Here is a 16,855-nt window from a genome sequence, read left to right on the forward strand (position 1 = left end):
TCTTACCTCACAAGCACCCACACGAATTGCTTGATTCAGTTGTTAAAGAACAGTTGGTTAAGCTTTTCGTCTCAACCGAGGCCGCGCATTCTACAGCAGCCTTTCTATCTGTCAAGCTGTTTTTCGATTTTGTTTCCGGAGAAACTTCTTTCTACTCAACCACTTGCGCTTTCGATCAGAACTTCTTCCCTCCAGCGGGAGGCGCATTCTACAGCGTTCAAAACCGCTGTCAACACCTCTTTTCTACCGCTTTCGATCCACTTGACCGAACCACCAACAGAGCTCAACCACCACCCTGCCGACCGGCGTCGCATTCTACACGCCAGATCCAGCTTTGCAAGCCCTTCATTCAACTTAACTCATTGATTAACAAGAAGTTTTTGAAGCGCTTCATCGCTGAAGTGGCGCGCATTCTACATCCAGCAGAATGCGCGTCAAGCTTATATTTCAACTTTCTTCGAATTTTCTCGCCAAAGGCTTCCGGCGCGCTGCAACCCGCTCGCTACTACAGAGAGACGCGCCAGCAATAGCGCCCCGCCTATGAGCGCATAAGCGAGCCACTCGCCCAGATCGGCACGTACCACCCAGAGCATATGCAGCAAGGCCAGCATCAGGATAACGTAGACCAGGCGGTGCAGAGCTTTCCATTTTCGCCCCAGCCTTCTGATGCTGAAGCGGTTCGAGGTAGCTGCCAAGGCCAGCAACCCAACAAAAGCCAGCGCCCCCACGATGATGTAGGGGCGCTCGGAAAGGTCGCGCAGCACCAGGTCCAGCCGGAGTCCGGCGATAAACAGTACGTACCCAGATAGATGCAGGCCGGCGTAGGCAAAGCACCACAGCCCCAACTGACGCCGCACGGCTATCCAGCCGCCCCAACGAGTCAGTTGCTGCAGCGGCGTCATGGTTAGGGTGATCAGGAGAAGGATCAGGGCGCCAAGACCCAGGTTATCGACCAGCACCTTGCCCGGATCAGGCCCCAGGAGATTGAAGACGGCGCAGTACAACCAATACAGCGGTGGCACCGATGCGGCCAGGAACACGCCGACGCGCCATAACCTGTAGCGCATCAGTAGTACCTCGCCAGATCCATACCCGCGTAGAGGTCAGCAACCTCCTCATAACCGTTGAACATCCGCGTATCGATCACGTTCGGGCTGAACAAGCCGCTGGGCAGACGTCGCTCGGTCGCCTGCGACCAGCGCGGATGGTCCACCTGCGGATTAACGTTGGCATAGAAACCGTACTCGCTCGGCGCAATACGCTCCCAGGTAGTCTTGGGCGCTTCGTCTACCAGACTGATCCGCACGATGGACTTGATGCTTTTGAAGCCGTACTTCCATGGCACCACCAGGCGCAGAGGTGCTCCGTTCTGATTTGGCAGAACACGCCCGTACATGCCGACGGCCATGAAGGCCAATGGATGCATGGCCTCATCCAGGCGCAAACCTTCGACATAAGGCCAATCGATCAGAGAGAACCCCGAGCGCTGTCCCGGCATGCGCTCACGATCGACCAGCGTCTCGAAGCGCACATAGCGCGCTGACGAAGTGGGTTCGACTTGCTTGAGCAAATCAGCCAGTGGGAATCCCAGCCAGGGGATGACCATGGACCAGGCTTCGACACAGCGCAGCCTGTAGATGCGCTCTTCGAATGCTTGGGGCTTGATCAAATCCTCGATGGAGTAGCGCCCCGGCCTGCTCACCTCACCATCGACCATCACCGTCCAGGGCTCGACCTGCAACTTGCCGGCATTGGCTGCCGGGTCGCCCTTCCCTGTGCCGAACTCATAGAAGTTGTTGTAGTGCGTTGCATCCCTGAACGGCGTGATGGCCTCACCTTCGGCCCTAATCGCTTGCCAGCGCGTGGCCGCCAGCTTCTCTTCGAACCAGCCAGGCGCTTTGGCGGGCTCGACATCGCTGTAGACACCTTGGACCTCGGCGCTGGCCCAACCTGGCATCGCAGCCATGGCCGCCAATGCCAGCGAGCCCTGCATCAGCTTGCGACGAGAAAGGTAAACCGATTCTGGGGTGACTTCGGACTCAAGAGCCCGAGAAGAGGGGGGAACTCGGATGAGCATGGCGACTCCGCGACTACAGTTCGAGAAACGAACTGTAGACCACGGAGCACAGGAGAAATTACAAGGTCAGGCAGATTTGCGACGGCGCAATTGCAGCAGGTACTGAATCGGACCAGAAGCCGCATAGGCCAGGAAAATCAGCAGCAGGATACGCGGCGGATCGCTGAACACCACAGCAAACACCAGCACCACGACCAGAATCGCCACGAACGGCACACGCCCTTTCAGGTCCAGATCCTTGAAGCTGTAGTACTTGATGTTGCTGACCATCAGGCAACCTGCGGCAGCCACCAGCAGCGCCACGGCAAAAGCCATGTTCGAGCCCTTGATGCCGAAATCGCTGAATGCCCAGACCGTACCGGCAACCACACCCGCCGCAGCCGGACTGGCAAGGCCGATGAAATAGCGCTTGTCGACACTGCCAATCTGCGTATTGAACCGGGCCAGACGCAACGCTGCACCCGCGACATAGATGAAGGCGACCATCCAGCCCACCTTGCCCATGCTGCCCAGTGCCCACTCGAAGGCGAGCAGAGCCGGCGCTACACCAAAGGCAACCATATCGGAGAGCGAATCGTACTCGGCGCCAAACGCACTTTGCGTATTGGTCAGACGCGCGACGCGACCATCGAGGCTATCGAGCACCATGGCCACGAACACGGCGGCGGCTGCAACGTAGAAGTTACCGTTCATCGCGTTGATGATGGAGTAGAAACCGGCGAACAGGTTGGCCGTGGTGAACAGGTTGGGCAGCAGGTAGATACCACGATGACGTACCTTGCGCCCTTCCTCGTCCTGCACTTCCTCTACGTGCTCGTCGATCGGCAGCAGGCTTTCCAGATTGTCGCCAGCCGGCTTTTGATCCTCGGGACCTTCACTCATGAACAGCACCTTGCAACGGGTTTGACAAATTTCGACCGGGGCAACTGAACTCAGTTCGCCTCACGATGAGCTGGCTTTATACCAGAAGCCTCGCCCCAGAACGAAAAAACGCGGCATAAAGCCGCGTTCTTTCGCACGTCGTAGACCTTAGTTCTTGGTCTTGTCGACGATCTTGTTGGCAGCGATCCACGGCATCATCGCACGCAGTTGCTCACCGATGACTTCGATACCGTGGGCAGCGTTGTTGCGACGCTTGGCGGTCATCGACGGGTAGCCGGTAGCGCCTTCGCTGATGAACATCTTGGCGTATTCGCCGTCCTGGATGCGCTTCAGAGCGTTACGCATGGCCTGACGGGATTCGGCGTTGATCACTTCCGGGCCGGTCACGTACTCGCCGTATTCGGCGTTGTTGGAGATCGAGTAGTTCATGTTGGCGATGCCGCCTTCGTACATGAGGTCAACGATCAGCTTCAGCTCGTGCAGGCACTCGAAGTAGGCCATTTCCGGCGCGTAGCCAGCTTCGACCAGGGTTTCGAAACCGGCTTTGACCAGCTCGACGGTGCCGCCGCAGAGAACGGCCTGCTCGCCGAACAGGTCGGTTTCGGTCTCGTCCTTGAAGGTGGTTTCGATGATGCCGGTGCGGCCACCGCCAACGCCCGAGGCGTAGGACAGAGCGACGTTCTTGGCGTTACCCGAAGCGTCCTGGTAAACGGCGATCAGGTCAGGGATGCCGCCGCCCTTGACGAACTCGGTGCGCACGGTGTGGCCAGGGGCCTTCGGCGCGATCATGATCACGTCGAGGTCGGCACGCGGAACGACCTGGTTGTAGTGAATGGCGAAACCGTGGGAGAAGGCCAGGGTAGCGCCCTTCTTGATGTTCGGCTCGATCTCGTTCTTGTACAGCTGGCCCTGGAACTCGTCCGGGGTCAGGATCATGACCAGATCGGCAGCTGCGACGGCAGAAGCCACGTCGGCAACCTTCAGGCCATGCGCTTCAGCCTTGGCAACGGTCGCGGAGCCTTTACGCAGGCCGACGGTGACGTCCACGCCCGAATCTTTCAGGTTGCAGGCCTGAGCGTGGCCCTGGGAGCCGTAACCGATGATGGCGACTTTCTTGCCCTGGATGATGGAAAGGTCGCAATCTTTGTCGTAATAAACTTTCATGTTCTTGGCTCTTCTGAATCGAAAGGGATGGGGTGCCAGGCACCGCGACGAAGCCACCTTAAGTGATCCACCTCATTGCGTAAAATGATATATTTGCAACACAGCATGCCGATATATGAAACGCAAATGGACAGCCATTCCCTGAGGCTTTTTCTTTCCCTGGCAGACAACCTGCACTTCGGCCGAACCAGCCGCGAGCAGCATGTCAGCCCTTCCGCGCTCAGCCGCAGCATCAAGCAACTCGAGGACGAACTGGGCGCCGCCCTGTTCGTGCGCGACAACCGCTCGGTGCGCCTGACCCGCGAAGGCCAGCAGTTTCGCGAGTATGCAAGCGAGGTCATGAACGGCTGGCAGGCGATTCGCCAGACCTTCATGCAGGACCAGCTGAATCTGCATGGTGAGCTGTCGCTGTACTGCTCGGTCACGGCGAGTTACAGCTTCCTCTATGACATCCTCAGCAGCTTCCGCCAGGACTACCCGCGCATCGAAATGAAGCTGCACACTGGTGACCCGGCCACAGCCGTCGAGCGCGTGCAGCAGGGCATGGAGGATCTGGCCATCGGTGCGCGGCCGGACAACTTGCCGGCAGGCGTGGAGTTTCAGTCGATCACCCGTTCGGAACTGCGCTTTATCGGCCCGCAAGCCCCGCAGCTATTGAATGAGGAACAGCTTAAGCATCCGACTGCCGAGAACTGGAAGGATGTGCCGATGATCCTCTCGGAAGAAGGTCTGGCACGGACGCGCACCGATCGCTGGTTGAAAAGCCACAACATCAAGCCGCACATCTATGCCCAGGTAAGCGGCAACGAGGCGATTGTCAGCATGGTGAGCCTGGGCTTTGGCATCGGCGTGGTGCCGCAGATCGTGCTGGACAACAGCCCGCTGGCGGCGCGCATTCGTATCTATGACATCCAGCCACCCCTCACTGCCTACGATATTGGCCTGTTCGCGCTGGAAAAACGCCTCAAGGACCCGCTGATCGCCGCCTTCTGGAATCGCCAGCGCTGAATTCAGGCAATAAAAAGCCCCACACCAGGCGGGGCTCTGCGTTACCACAGCGATCGATCAGATACTCAGTACCTTGTCGCCGCGGGCGACGCCGGTGACGCCACTGCGTACGGTTTCCAGGATCGACGCGGTGCCGATGGCCTGGATGAAACTGTCGAGCTTGTCACTGGTGCCGGTCAGCTGCACGGTATAGACGCTGCTGGTCACATCCACGATCTGGCCGCGGAAGATGTCGGTGGTGCGCTTGACCTCAGCGCGCTGGGCGCCGGTGGCCTTGATCTTCACCAGCATCAGCTCGCGCTCGATATGGGCGCTTTCCGACAGGTTGACCAGCTTGACCACCTCGACCAGCTTGTTGAGGTTCTTGGTGATCTGCTCGATCACCTCGTCGTGGCCAACGGTGGTGAGGGTCAGGCGCGACAGCGTCGGGTCCTCGGTTGGCGCAACGGTGAGGCTCTCGATGTTGTAGTTTCGCTGGGAGAACAGGCCGACCACACGGGACAGCGCACCCGGTTCGTTTTCCAGCAGCAGGGAAATGATGTGTCGCATCTCAGGTACGCTCCGTCTTGCTCAGCCACATGTCACGCATCGCACCGTCTCTGATCTGCATCGGATAGACGTGCTCGCTGGAATCCACCGCGATGTCGAGGAACACCAGGCGATTCTTCAGGGCGAAGGCTTCCTCCAGCTTGGGCTTGAGGTCCTTCAGCGAGGTGATGCGCATGCCGACATGGCCATAGGCCTCGGCCAGTTTGACGAAGTCCGGCAGCGATTCCATGTAGGAGTGCGAATAACGGCTGCTGTACTGCATGTCCTGCCACTGGCGGACCATGCCGAGCGCACCGTTGTTCAGGTTGACGATCTTCACCGGCAGGTCGTACTGCAGGCAGGTCGACAGCTCCTGGATGTTCATCTGGATGCTGCCCTCACCGGTGACGCACGCCACATCGGCATCCGGGAAGTTCAGCTTGATGCCCATCGCAGCCGGGAAACCGAAGCCCATGGTGCCCAGGCCGCCGGAGTTGATCCAGCGATTGGGTTTGTTGAAGCGGTAATACTGCGCGGCGAACATCTGGTGCTGACCAACATCGGAGGTGACGTAAGCGTCTCCCCTGGTCACGTCGCACAGGGTTTCGATCACGGTCTGCGGCTTGATGATCGAACCGTCGCCCTCGTTGTACGGGAACAGGCGACCATTGCCACGCCACTCGTCGATCTGCTTCCACCAGCTGGCGACGGTGTCCTTGTTCGGGGTTTCACCGATTTCCTTGAGAATGGCGACCATCTCGGTCAGCACGCTGTCCACCGGTCCAACGATCGGGATGTCGGCCTTGATGGTCTTGGAAATCGAAGCCGGATCGATGTCGATATGAATGATCTTGGCGTTCGGGCAGAACTTGGCCGCGCCGTTGATCACACGGTCATCGAAGCGCGCACCGACAGCCAGGATCACGTCGGCATGGTGCATGGCCAGGTTGGCGGTGTAGCTACCGTGCATACCGAGCATGCCGACGAACTGGCGGTCGGTACCCGGGTAGCCACCAAGCCCCATCAGGGTATTGGTCACTGGCAGGTTGAGCATCTGCGCCAGCTCGGTCAGGGCCGCGGAGGCGCCGCCCATGATCACGCCACCGCCGGCGTACATCACCGGACGCTTGGCAGCCAGGAGCATCTCGGCAGCCTTGCGGATCTGGCCGGAGTGGCCACGCACCGCCGGGCTGTAGGAGCGCAGCTTGACCTTCTTCGGATAGACGTATTCGAACTTCTGGGTCGGATCGCCCATATCCTTCGGGATATCGACCACGACCGGGCCCGGACGGCCGGACTCGGCGAGATAGAAGGCCTTCTTCAGCACTTCGGGGATTTCCGACGGGTGCTTGATGATGAAGCTGTGCTTCACGATCGGACGGGAAATACCGACCATGTCGGTTTCCTGGAAGGCATCGGTACCGACCATGGCGCTCGGCACCTGGCCGGAGATCACCACCATCGGAATGGAATCCATGTAGGCAGTGGCAATGCCGGTGATGGCATTGGTCGCGCCTGGGCCTGAGGTCACCAGCACCACACCCGCCTTGCCGGTGGCGCGGGCGTAGCCGTCAGCCATATGGGTCGCTGCCTGTTCATGACGCACCAGAATGTGGGTCACTTCCGGTTCTTTGAACAGGGCATCGTAAATATGCAGGAGAGCACCACCAGGGTACCCGTAGATGTGCTTAACGCCTTCGTCACGCAGGAAGCGGACGACCATTTCAGCGCCGGATAAAAGCTCCACGTTGTTCACCTCTTGAACGCCAGTATGCCACCCGCAACGGGTAGCCCTAAGTAGGTTCTTACTGTCAGCGGACACGCACGACGGTGATCGTGGATTCAAAACATCAGCTTGACGAGTAACGGAGCAGCCCATGGTCTTGCGGGGCTGGCCCTCCCAGCGCGAGGTAACGCGTAGCGGGTGTCACGGTTCGGCGCGGGTAGCGCCTCTTTTCCCCGAGCTGAAGGACGCTTGCGGCGGACTCCACTACGGGGGAAGGCTGGATTGTTCGGGTTCGGCGAGGGCAAGTCAAGCGGCGTGTAACCTATTCTTCGACTTGGCGCTGTGACGCAGCGCAGGATGAAGATTGCCGGCTTTTGGTTATAGTAACCAACAGCACTGCAGCTCTCGATAAAGGAAACAGCATGCGCCACATGATCCTCACTGGCACCCTGATGCTCGCGTTGAGCACGACCGCCATGGCCAACCAGATTTACAAGTGGGTGGATGATAAAGGCGTGACCCACTTCGGCGCGCAACCCCCGCAAGGCCAACCGGCCACCACCATCAATACCGCGACGCCGCCACCCCGCTCGGAGCCAAGCGCACCTGCGCCCAGCGTCGAGGAGCAACTCGACCCCGAGCAGGCGGCTATCGACAAGAAGGTCAAGGAGGACGTGGCGAAGCAGGAGGCCGAGCGCAAGCAGTACTGCGACGCTGCGCGTACCAACCTGGCTCAGCTGGAGAACAATCCTCGGGTCAGGATCGAGGAAGGTGGAGAGGTGCGCAGGATCGGCGAAGATGAACGTCAGGAGCGCATCACCGAGCTGAAGAAGTCCATCGTAGACAACTGCCAGTGAGGCAATTCGCGCACGCTCTCAAGGCGTGCGCGTAAGCAGGCGATCGAACTCGCCAAGCAGCTCGAGCAGCCGGCGCGCAACGCCCGGCTGCTGCTGATAGACCATCTCCGCCATCGCCTGAATGCCCGATACCGAGGGCAAGGCGGCACCGCTTTCCAGCAGCATCTTCATCCGCGGCAGGAAAATCCACTGCAGCCATTGTTCGAACGTCAGCGTATCGACGCAGAACGGTTCCACACTGGCCAGGGCCTCGACGCTCGGCGCCTGCTCCTGCCACCATCCCCGCACACGCAGCTCGCGCTCGATCAGTAGCAGGTGCTCGGCCAATGCCTCCACACGCGCATCCATCAGAGATTGACCCGGGCGCGCTCGCGGGCCTGAGCCGCGCCAGCGGAATCTCCCTGACGCTCACGCGCCTGAGCGATCAGGTCCCACAGGCTGGCTTGCAGCGCCGGACGGCCATTGGCATAGGTCAGACCACGACGGGCGAACTGCTCGGCCTGAGCGGCATCGCCCTGGGCCAGCCGCACTTCGGCAAGACGGTAAAGCACCTGCGGCTCACGCGGCGCGATGCGCTGGGCACGTTCGAGACTGGAGGCTGCACCATTGAGATCGCCACCACCCTGCTGCTGTTGCGCGGTGGTCAACAACGCGAGAACCGGCCCATCGAGTTGCTCGTCGGCCGCCAGGCCTCCGCCGCTGGGAATGCCGCTGGGCTGACTCGGCGCCGAGGAACCGAAATCGCCCTGACTCGGTGTCGAGGGCTGGCTGCTCACAGGCTGATCGAAGGTCAGGCCGCCACTGGAGGTGATCGGCTGCGAGTCGGTTTGCAACGGCGTCGAGACCGCGCCCTGCGGCACCATCACCACCACTCCGGAATCTTCCTCGATACGCTGCGGCGTAGCTGCCGGGCCCTGGCTGGTCGGTTGGCCAGAGCCGCCCGAAGACAGCGGAGCGCCAGCATCGACCACCGGAATCGAGCCTTGCGGCACCGTACTGCAACCACTCAGGACCGCCGTTGCCAGCATCGTGGCAAGCCACTTCTTGTTCACATCCAATCCTCTTCAGGTAACACCGGGTCACTCGACTCGGCCGTTATTCCAACCAGCCCCGCACCCAGTCCATCACCGAATCGACCGGAGCCTGGATACCGCAAGCGGAGCCCGCGGCAGGTTCGCTGCCGCGAATATAAGGCATCTGCACCGCATTCGGGCAGCCCGATGCCGAGCCCAGCCCCGTCTGCCGATCGACCCAGGCCTGGGTGACGTTGTCCGGCATCGGCATGTCCAGCGGCAGCGGGTCGGCCTTGCGCATGAAACCGGTCCAGACCTGCAACGCGCCGGTTGCACCCGTCAGCGGGGTCGGACCGTTATCGTCGCGCCCCAGCCACACCACCGACAGCAGATCCTGGCTGAAGCCGGCGAACCAGCTGTCGCGCGAGTCGTTACTGGTGCCGGTCTTGCCGGCCAGATTCAGCGAGCTGGGCAGTTGACTGTAAACCGAACGCCCCGTGCCTTCGCGCATGGTGCGCTGCATGGCGTTCTGCACCAGGTAGATGGCGCCCGGATCGAAGCGCTGCTGAATCTGGAACGGATAGCGCCCGAGTGGCTCGCCATCGGCGGTGAGCACGCTGCGAATACCGCGCAACGGCGTGTTGAAACCGCCATTGGCCAGGGTCTGGTACATGCCCGCTACCTCCATCGGCGTCAGTGCACCGGCGCCGAGCAGCATCGACGGATAGGCCGGCCACTTGCGCTCGACGCCCAGTCGCTCGAGAGTCTTGAGCACATTGGGTACGCCGACTTCCAGACCGAGCTTGGCGGTGGACAGGTTGTAGGACTGCGCCAGCCCCTGGTACAGGTAAATCGTGCCATGGGCCTTGCGATCGTAGTTCTGCGGCGTCCAGACCTGGCCGTCCTGGCCCTTGATGGAGAAGGGCTCGTCCTCCAGCCAGCTGGTCAGGGTGTACTGGCTCGGGCGCTCCAGTGCCGACAGATAAATCGCCGGTTTGATCAGCGAGCCAATCGGCCGCACCGCGTCCAGCGCCCGGTTGAAACCGGCGAAACGCGGCTGGCGGCTGCCGATCATGGCCTGGATTTCACCCGTCTCGGGGTTGGTCACCACCATGCCTGCCTGCACTTCGTCCACGCCCTTGCGTCCAGCCAGGCGCTTGAGCGTCTCGGCCAACGCCTCTTCGGCCTTGAGCTGCAGGATCGGGTCGAAGCTGGTGAAGATGCGCAGGCCCTCCTCGGTCAGATCCTGCTCGCGGTAATCCTCGCGCAGCTGACGCTTGACCAGATCGAGGAATGCCGGGAACGAGCTGTCGGCCATGCTGCCACGCGAGGTCACGCCCAGCGGCTTCTGCTTGGCCGCTGCCGCCTCTTCGGGGGTGATCGAGCCGTGCTCGGCGAGCAGATCGATCACCAGATTACGGCGCGTCAACGCGCGCTCGGGGTTGCGCCGCGGGTTGAAATAGGTCGGCCCTTTGACCATGCCTACCAGCAGCGCGACCTGCTCGAGTTTCAGCTCGGCAACCGGCTGACTGAAGAAGTACTGACTGGCCAGGCCGAAACCATGCACCGCGCGCTGACCATCCTGGCCGAGGAACACCTCGTTCATGTAGGCCTCGAGGATCTCGCGCTTGTCGTAGTGCAGCTCCAGCAGCACCGCCATCATCGCCTCGGTGGCTTTACGCGCCAAAGTGCGCTCGTTGGTCAGGTAGAAGTTCTTCACCAACTGCTGGGTCAGGGTGCTGCCGCCCTGTACCAGGCGTCCCGACGTGGCGTTGATCCACAACGCCCGGGCGATGCCCTTGGGCGACACGCCGAAGTGGTCGAAATAGTCGCGGTCCTCGACCGCCACCAGCGCGTCGATCAGATAGGCCGGCACCTGATCCAGCTTGATCAGGATGCGATCCTCCTGGTGCGCCGGGTAAAGCCCGCCGATCAGCAGCGGTTCGAGCCGCGCCACCGCCAGGTTGCTGCCATCGGCCTGATTCAGCCCGGCGACATAATCGCCAGAGAAGCGCACCCGCACCTTCTGCGACGGCTCCGCGCCCTCGTAGAACTGGAAGCCGCGACTGTGTAACTCGATGTTATTGCCGGCCACCGATACCGCGCCCGGCCCGTTGGCGACACTCTCGCGGCGGTAGCCCAGGGCGTCCAGCTCGCGCAGGAAGTCATCCTTGGCCAGTTTCTGGCCAACGAACAGTTCGAGCGGCCTGGCATAGACCTTCGCCGGCACCGTCCAGCGCTTGCCGGAGAATTTCTCCTGCACCACGGCATCGAGGTAAACGGCGAAACCGGCAAGGATCACCAGGCCGACAAGGCCGAGCTTGAGGCCCCAGGCGAGCCATGGGCGCATACCGGCCGAACGGGATTTTTTCTTTGAGCGGGGGGAACGTTTTCGAGTCATGGCGGGATTATACGCACTTTACAAAGGGGCCAGCAGCGCCGCCCGGATGGTTTGCAGAGCAGCTCACAGCGGCCATAATGCCCAGCTCGAACAGCGTCTAGAACAAGGACCGAACGTGAGCCAAGCCCTGATTGCCGCATTGCAGAACCCGGCCCTGTATCCGCATCCCGTGGAGGGGTTTCAGGTGATTGAGACCCACATTTCCTGGGTTTTGCTCACTGGCCCCTACGTCTACAAGATCAAAAAGCCGGTCAATTTTGGCTTCCTCGATTTTACCGACCTCGACGCGCGCCGGCATTTCTGCGAAGAAGAGCTGCGCCTCAACCAGCGCCTGACCGAGGATCTGTATCTGCAGGTGCTGCCCATCGGTGGCAATGAAGACGCTCCCAGCCTCGACGGCAGCACACCGCCCATCGAATACGCCCTGAAAATGCGCCAGTTTCCACAGGAGCAACTGCTCAGCGCCATCCAGGCCCGCGGCGAGCTGAACGACGCCCATATCGATGCACTGGCCGAACAGATCGCCACCTTCCACCTGAACGCACCGAAGGTGCCGCAGGAACACTCGCTGGGTAGTGCAGAGGCGGTGATGGTTCCGGTGCAGCAGAACTTCGACCAGATCCGCCCCATGCTCAGCGAGCAGGCGGACCTGCTACAACTCGACGCCCTCGAAGCCTGGGCCCAGTCCAGCTACGAACGCCTGCAGCCGCTGCTGACCGCGCGCAAGGCGCAAGGCTTCATTCGTGAATGCCACGGCGATATCCATCTGGGTAATGCCGCGCAGATCGACGGCAAGGTGGTGCTGTTCGACTGCATCGAGTTCAATGAGCCTTTCCGCCTGACCGACGTCACCGCGGACATCGCCTTCCTGGCCATGGACCTCGAGGACCGCGGCCTGAAGTGCCTGGCACGCCGTTTCATCAGTGGCTGGCTGGAGCGCACCGGCGATTATGCAGCCCTGCAGCTGCTGAATTTCTACAAGGCCTACCGCGCCATGGTTCGTGGCAAGGTCGCACTGTTCCGCCTGGGTCAGGAGCAGGACTCGGTGCAGCGCGCAGTGATTCTGCGCCAGTACCGCGGCTATGCCGCACTGGCAGAGAGCTACAGCGCCATTCCGACGCCTTTTTTGGCCATCACCCATGGCGTCTCGGCAGTCGGCAAGAGCCACGTCGCCCTGCGCCTGGTGGAAGCACTGGGCACCATTCGCCTGCGTTCCGACATCGAACGCAAGCGCCTTTTCGGCGAGCAGAGCGCAGCGACCAAGGATCAGCTGAGTGCCGGTATCTACAGTGCCGACGCCAGCCAGGCGACCTATCAGCGCCTGCATCAACTGGCCCGCGAGGTCCTCCAGGCCGGCTTCCCGGTGGTGATCGACGCGACCTACCTCAAGGTCGCGCAACGCCAGGCGGCCAGCGAAGTCGCTGAAGAGACCGGCGCGCCCCTGCTGATCCTCGACTGCCATGCGCCGGAAGCGGTCATCGCCAGTTGGCTGGAGCAGCGCCAGAGCGAAGGCAGGGACCCATCGGATGCGACGCTGGAGGTGATCCAGAATCAGCAGGCCAACCGCGACCCGCTCGACGCCGACGAACAGATCCACAGCAAGCGCGTCGATACACATGACAGCGCCAGCCTGGACAGCCTGGTGGAGCGCATTCGTCAGCGCCTGCCGGGCATCTGAGAGCCCCGCAAGCAGTCGGCTCCCCTGCCGGGCAAACCCCGGCAGGGCTTCTATACTGCCGGTGAAACCATCACCGGTATCTGCCATGAGTCAGCCACGTCAGCTTGATCATCCGCTCTACGACCTCCTGCACAATGACGATGTGAAAGGCTTCAACGAGCAGAGGCCGAAGGGGGTCGAGGTCGATCTTTCCGGCGGGGACTTCCGCGGGCTCGACCTGCGCACCATGGACACCGACGCCGTCAATTTCACCGACGCCTATTTTCGTGGAGCCGATCTGCGCGGTCTGGACTTCCGTAATGCCCGGATAGAAGGCGCCAGTCTGGCTCATGCACAGATTTCCGGTGCCTATTTTCCTGTCGAGCTGACCGCGGACGAGATCCTCATGTCGGTGAATTTCGGCACCCGCCTGCGCTATCGCACCAAGTAGCGCTGAACCAACTGAGACACCAGGCAATTGGCCGCTACACTTTTCGGCAGGCGCGCCACCGTGACCCCGTCACCCGCACGCAAGGAGGCCCGATGAACGACGAACTGCAACATCTGAAGAACCTGGGCAAGACCTCGGCGCAATGGCTGCACGCCGTTGGCATACACAGCGCCAACGACCTACGTCGCTACGGCGCTGTCGGCGCCTACCGGGCGGTCAAGGCACGCGGTTTTCGCGCTTCCAAGGTTCTGCTCTACGCCATCGAGGGGGCGCTGCTCAACGTGCACTGGAGTGAGCTGCCTCCGGCGCACAAGGCTGAATTGAACGGCCAGTTGGACGCAGCCCAGGGTCACAACAAGAGCTAGCTCACAACACCAGCGCAAGGTGATTTACTCGGCGAGCCGCGCAGCCTATTGTTTCAGGGACCTTCGTGCGGTCAGCCAGCCCAGCCAGTTCAAGGAATTACGGTTATGTATTTACTCGGGGAGCAACCGGCCTACGCCGATCAGTTGATCAACCGCCTGCAGAGCATCCCCACTCAGTTGCTGGAAGGGCTGCAACCCGCGGGCGAGCCGCTGCGTCTGGAGCGCGTCGACGATCTGGCTCAGGTACTGCCTGGCAACCAGCTGTTCGTCATCGAGAACGGCCTGCTGCATGCACTGGTCGACGAGCGCCCACTTTTCTATTTGCAGGAAGGCGATCTGGTCGGTCTGCGCCAGGGCATCGACCTGCCCTCCTGCCGTTACAGCAGCGAAGAACCCATCAGCCTGGTTCCCTACTCGCGCAGTGAGGTGTTCCAGCACATCTATGCCAGCGAGCAGCGCCAGGAACAGTTCATTCAGTACCTGATCGGCCACACCGCCCTGCTTTCTGATGCGCTGGCACGCCTGAAACAACCCGAGATTCGTCCGGCGACCGGTTTCCAGCATTTCGCTGCCGGCGAGGAGCTGATCCATCAGGGTGACGAAGCCGACCACGTGTTCATCATCATCGAAGGTCACGCCGAGGCTTACGTAGACGGCCAGAAGGTCGGCGACGTGCAGAAGGACGAGATCTTCGGTGCCATGGCCGTCTTCACCCGCGAGAAGCGCAGCGCCACGGTAGTCGCCAGCGAACCCTGTACGGTGATGGTGATTCCCAAGGAGCAATTCCTCAGCCTGATGCAAAGCAACCCGCGTATCGCGCACAGCCTGATCGAGAGCATGGCGCGACGCATCGACCTGCTGAACAAGGAAGTCACTCAACTGCGCCTGCCAGGGGAATCCTGAGTCACTTCTCCAGCGTCAACGAACCCCGGCAAATGCCGGGGTTTTGCATTTCTGAGGCCGGCAATATTTTTGAGAAAAGTGCTCAATGCCCGTTGACATGAAAATGAGAATAGTTATTATTACATCAACTGGTCGCGAGATCAGCCGATAAGCTAAAGAGACCCTTTCAGTCGGACTCTTCAGATTATCTCCTCATCAGGCTAATCACGGTTATTAACCCGGCTCTTGCCGGGTTTTTTTTGCCTGTCCAAACGCCCGGCAACTCCATGAGAAAAATTCTCAAAAAGGTGTTGACCATGAAATGAGAATTGTTATTATTACATCAACTGATCGCGAGATCGGCCGATAAGCTAAAGAGACCCTTTCAGTCGGACTCTTCAGATTATCTCCTCATCAGGCTAATCACGGTTATTAACCCGGCTCTTGCCGGGTTTTTTTTGCCTGTTTGAAGGGCGCGCCGCCGCTTCAGTCGTCTATCTGCGCCAGCCAGTCCGGTAGATTGAAATGCAGGCTGATACGTGAGATCAGCCCCTGCTGTATTTCGAAGAAAGCCCCAACGCGCATTTCATAACGCTGCCCATAGGCCTCCGGCAGCCCCTCGTCGGTCGCCAGATACTCGCCGGTGACGCGGTACTCGCAGGCCGCGTGCTGCCCATGTGGCTCGGCCAGGATCGCCAGTGGTTCGAGCGTTTCGCGATAACAGTGCTGTTGCCGCTCAAGGAAGGCGGCGAAGGCGTCGCGCCCGTGCTCGGCGAAGCCTTGATTGGGCTCCACAATCAGCTCGTCGCTGACCAGCGACAGGCAAGCGCGGATATCCCGATCATTGAGGGCGTTGAAATAGCGTTGCAGCAGGTCGCGAACATCTGTGGACATAGGGCTGGTTCCAGAGCGGCAAAGCGCCGAGGATACCGCGCAGCCCAAGCGCGAAAGGCGGCTAGGGTCGCAGTTTGGCGCAGTGATCCTGCACAGGTTGCGCAGCGGTGAACCAGACGTAGTCCGCCATGGACGCGTCTACCTCACGGCCGACCTCGGCCAATATCAGCACACTATTGCCCGTCTGCGCCCCCAGATCGGCCAGATGCAGCGGTACGCCAAGATCCTTGCGCACGTGAAAGGCGCCGGCCAGCAACATGGCTGGTTGCGGGGCCGCCAGTAACACCTCGGCCATGCGTCGGTCGCGCTGTTGCTGTACGGCGAGCATCGCCGGCAACTGGCTGTCCGGTAGCAGGCCGCAGTGCGATTCGCGGATATCGTCCAGCAGGCGCGCCTGTACGTCGGCGGCGCTGGAACGCTCGCCTTCCAGCGCCGGGCGCTGGCGATAGATCTGCATGATCTCGGCACGGTCCAGGTTGGCCGCAAGCAAGGGGTATGGCTGCCGCAGTTGATGCAGCACCAGCGGCCCGTAAAGCAACCAGTCCCAGCCCGGCTGCCAGCCCAGGGCGTCGAATGGATCGCCAGGCGTCCGGCCCGCACGTGCCGCCACCTGAGCCAGCTCGACCTTGCCTTGCTGATCCGGATTGAGCATCTCCATCAACACGCTCCCCTGCGGCCGCGCCCTGGCCAGCTCGCGTGACAGCCAGAGCTGCAAGGCATGATGATCGGGATTGTCGTGCTGCTCGCCGACCAATACCCGCTCGGCTCGCGCCAGGCGCTCCAGCAGTTGCTCGGGGCTGATCGACTGCCCGCTTGCCAAATCGACGATACGACCCAGATCGGCATGCTCACGCCCCATCGGGGCGAGCGGTGCCGGTGGTGGCAAGGCATCTCGGCTCTGACAGGCAGCCAGCAGCATCAGACAGCTCAGCAGTACGACTCGCATCGAG

Annotated in this window: 17 protein-coding genes; 6 read left to right on the plus strand and 11 right to left on the minus strand. The window is 61.1% G+C overall.

What is annotated here, in order from left to right; all coding sequences use genetic code 11:
• Positions 1-440: 440 nt before the first annotated feature.
• From msrQ to ilvC, 4 genes are all read right to left on the minus strand, one after another.
• Complete coding sequence (gene msrQ, locus P3C50_RS14960) at positions 441-1,067, minus strand: protein-methionine-sulfoxide reductase heme-binding subunit MsrQ (protein ID WP_275546623.1); 627 nt, start codon at positions 1,065-1,067, stop codon at positions 441-443.
• The gene (gene msrP, locus P3C50_RS14965) at positions 1,067-2,077 is read right to left on the minus strand and encodes a protein-methionine-sulfoxide reductase catalytic subunit MsrP (protein ID WP_275546624.1); all 1,011 of its coding nucleotides are present in this window, start codon (positions 2,075-2,077) and stop codon (positions 1,067-1,069) included. Before msrP ends, msrQ begins: the two co-directional genes overlap by 1 nt.
• Positions 2,078-2,143: 66 nt before the next feature.
• Positions 2,144-2,959, minus strand: coding sequence for a CDP-diacylglycerol--serine O-phosphatidyltransferase (pssA, locus tag P3C50_RS14970; protein ID WP_275546625.1), 816 nt, complete (start codon positions 2,957-2,959; stop codon positions 2,144-2,146).
• Positions 2,960-3,106: 147 nt separating this feature from the next.
• On the minus strand, positions 3,107-4,123 hold the full coding sequence (ilvC, locus tag P3C50_RS14975) for a ketol-acid reductoisomerase (RefSeq protein ID WP_197859273.1): 1,017 nt from the start codon (positions 4,121-4,123) through the stop codon (positions 3,107-3,109).
• 126 nt (positions 4,124-4,249) lie between these two features.
• Between ilvC and ilvY the strand changes: the two genes are divergently transcribed.
• Complete coding sequence (ilvY, locus tag P3C50_RS14980) at positions 4,250-5,131, plus strand: HTH-type transcriptional activator IlvY (RefSeq protein WP_275546626.1); 882 nt, start codon at positions 4,250-4,252, stop codon at positions 5,129-5,131.
• Between the two features lie 57 nt (positions 5,132-5,188).
• On the opposite strand, the gene ilvN is transcribed toward ilvY, so the two are convergent.
• Together ilvN and P3C50_RS14990 are read right to left on the minus strand one after the other, a co-directional pair.
• Positions 5,189-5,680 (minus strand): acetolactate synthase small subunit, encoded by a 492-nt coding sequence (gene ilvN / locus P3C50_RS14985; protein WP_197859279.1) that lies wholly within the window; start codon positions 5,678-5,680, stop codon positions 5,189-5,191.
• A gap of 1 nt (position 5,681) precedes the next feature.
• A complete protein-coding gene (locus tag P3C50_RS14990) occupies positions 5,682-7,406 on the minus strand; it encodes an acetolactate synthase 3 large subunit (protein ID WP_197859281.1) in 1,725 nt (574 codons plus the stop codon).
• A gap of 401 nt (positions 7,407-7,807) precedes the next feature.
• On the opposite strand from P3C50_RS14990, the gene P3C50_RS14995 reads away from it, so the two are divergent.
• Positions 7,808-8,242, plus strand: coding sequence for a DUF4124 domain-containing protein (locus P3C50_RS14995; RefSeq protein WP_275546627.1), 435 nt, complete (start codon positions 7,808-7,810; stop codon positions 8,240-8,242).
• An 18-nt stretch (positions 8,243-8,260) separates the two neighbouring features.
• Here P3C50_RS14995 and P3C50_RS15000 read toward each other — a convergent pair whose 3' ends face one another.
• From P3C50_RS15000 to mrcB, 3 genes are read right to left on the minus strand one after another with little or no spacing between them, the layout of a single operon-like run.
• Positions 8,261-8,590, minus strand: a complete 330-nt coding sequence (locus tag P3C50_RS15000; protein WP_275546628.1) for a YqcC family protein — start codon at positions 8,588-8,590, stop codon at positions 8,261-8,263.
• Complete coding sequence (locus P3C50_RS15005) at positions 8,590-9,294, minus strand: tetratricopeptide repeat protein (protein ID WP_275546629.1); 705 nt, start codon at positions 9,292-9,294, stop codon at positions 8,590-8,592. Before P3C50_RS15005 ends, P3C50_RS15000 begins: the two co-directional genes overlap by 1 nt.
• A 43-nt stretch (positions 9,295-9,337) precedes the next feature.
• Positions 9,338-11,656: a penicillin-binding protein 1B gene (gene mrcB / locus P3C50_RS15010; RefSeq protein ID WP_275546630.1), complete on the minus strand. Its 2,319-nt coding sequence runs from the start codon at positions 11,654-11,656 to the stop codon at positions 9,338-9,340.
• Between the two features lie 115 nt (positions 11,657-11,771).
• On the opposite strand from mrcB, the gene P3C50_RS15015 reads away from it, so the two are divergent.
• From P3C50_RS15015 to P3C50_RS15030, 4 genes are all read left to right on the plus strand, one after another.
• Positions 11,772-13,334 (plus strand): bifunctional aminoglycoside phosphotransferase/ATP-binding protein, encoded by a 1,563-nt coding sequence (locus P3C50_RS15015; protein WP_275546631.1) that lies wholly within the window; start codon positions 11,772-11,774, stop codon positions 13,332-13,334.
• 85 nt (positions 13,335-13,419) lie between these two features.
• Entirely contained in the window at positions 13,420-13,764 is a 345-nt protein-coding gene (locus tag P3C50_RS15020) for a pentapeptide repeat-containing protein (RefSeq protein ID WP_275546632.1), read from the plus strand.
• Positions 13,765-13,856: 92 nt separating this feature from the next.
• On the plus strand, positions 13,857-14,129 hold the full coding sequence (locus P3C50_RS15025) for a TfoX/Sxy family protein (protein ID WP_197859292.1): 273 nt from the start codon (positions 13,857-13,859) through the stop codon (positions 14,127-14,129).
• A gap of 105 nt (positions 14,130-14,234) precedes the next feature.
• The gene (locus P3C50_RS15030) at positions 14,235-15,032 is read left to right on the plus strand and encodes a cyclic nucleotide-binding domain-containing protein (protein WP_197859296.1); all 798 of its coding nucleotides are present in this window, start codon (positions 14,235-14,237) and stop codon (positions 15,030-15,032) included.
• A 465-nt stretch (positions 15,033-15,497) separates the two neighbouring features.
• Here P3C50_RS15030 and P3C50_RS15035 read toward each other — a convergent pair whose 3' ends face one another.
• Both P3C50_RS15035 and P3C50_RS15040 read right to left on the minus strand, forming a co-directional pair.
• The gene (locus P3C50_RS15035) at positions 15,498-15,905 is read right to left on the minus strand and encodes a nuclear transport factor 2 family protein (RefSeq protein WP_275546633.1); all 408 of its coding nucleotides are present in this window, start codon (positions 15,903-15,905) and stop codon (positions 15,498-15,500) included.
• Between the two features lie 61 nt (positions 15,906-15,966).
• Positions 15,967-16,851 carry a ChaN family lipoprotein gene (locus P3C50_RS15040; RefSeq protein WP_275546634.1) on the minus strand — a complete coding sequence of 295 codons (885 nt, stop codon included), beginning with the start codon at positions 16,849-16,851 and terminating at the stop codon, positions 15,967-15,969.
• Positions 16,852-16,855: the final 4 nt, after the last annotated feature.

Source organism: Pseudomonas sp. Marseille-Q0931, from assembly GCF_940789645.1.
Taxonomy (GTDB): domain Bacteria; phylum Pseudomonadota; class Gammaproteobacteria; order Pseudomonadales; family Pseudomonadaceae; genus Aquipseudomonas.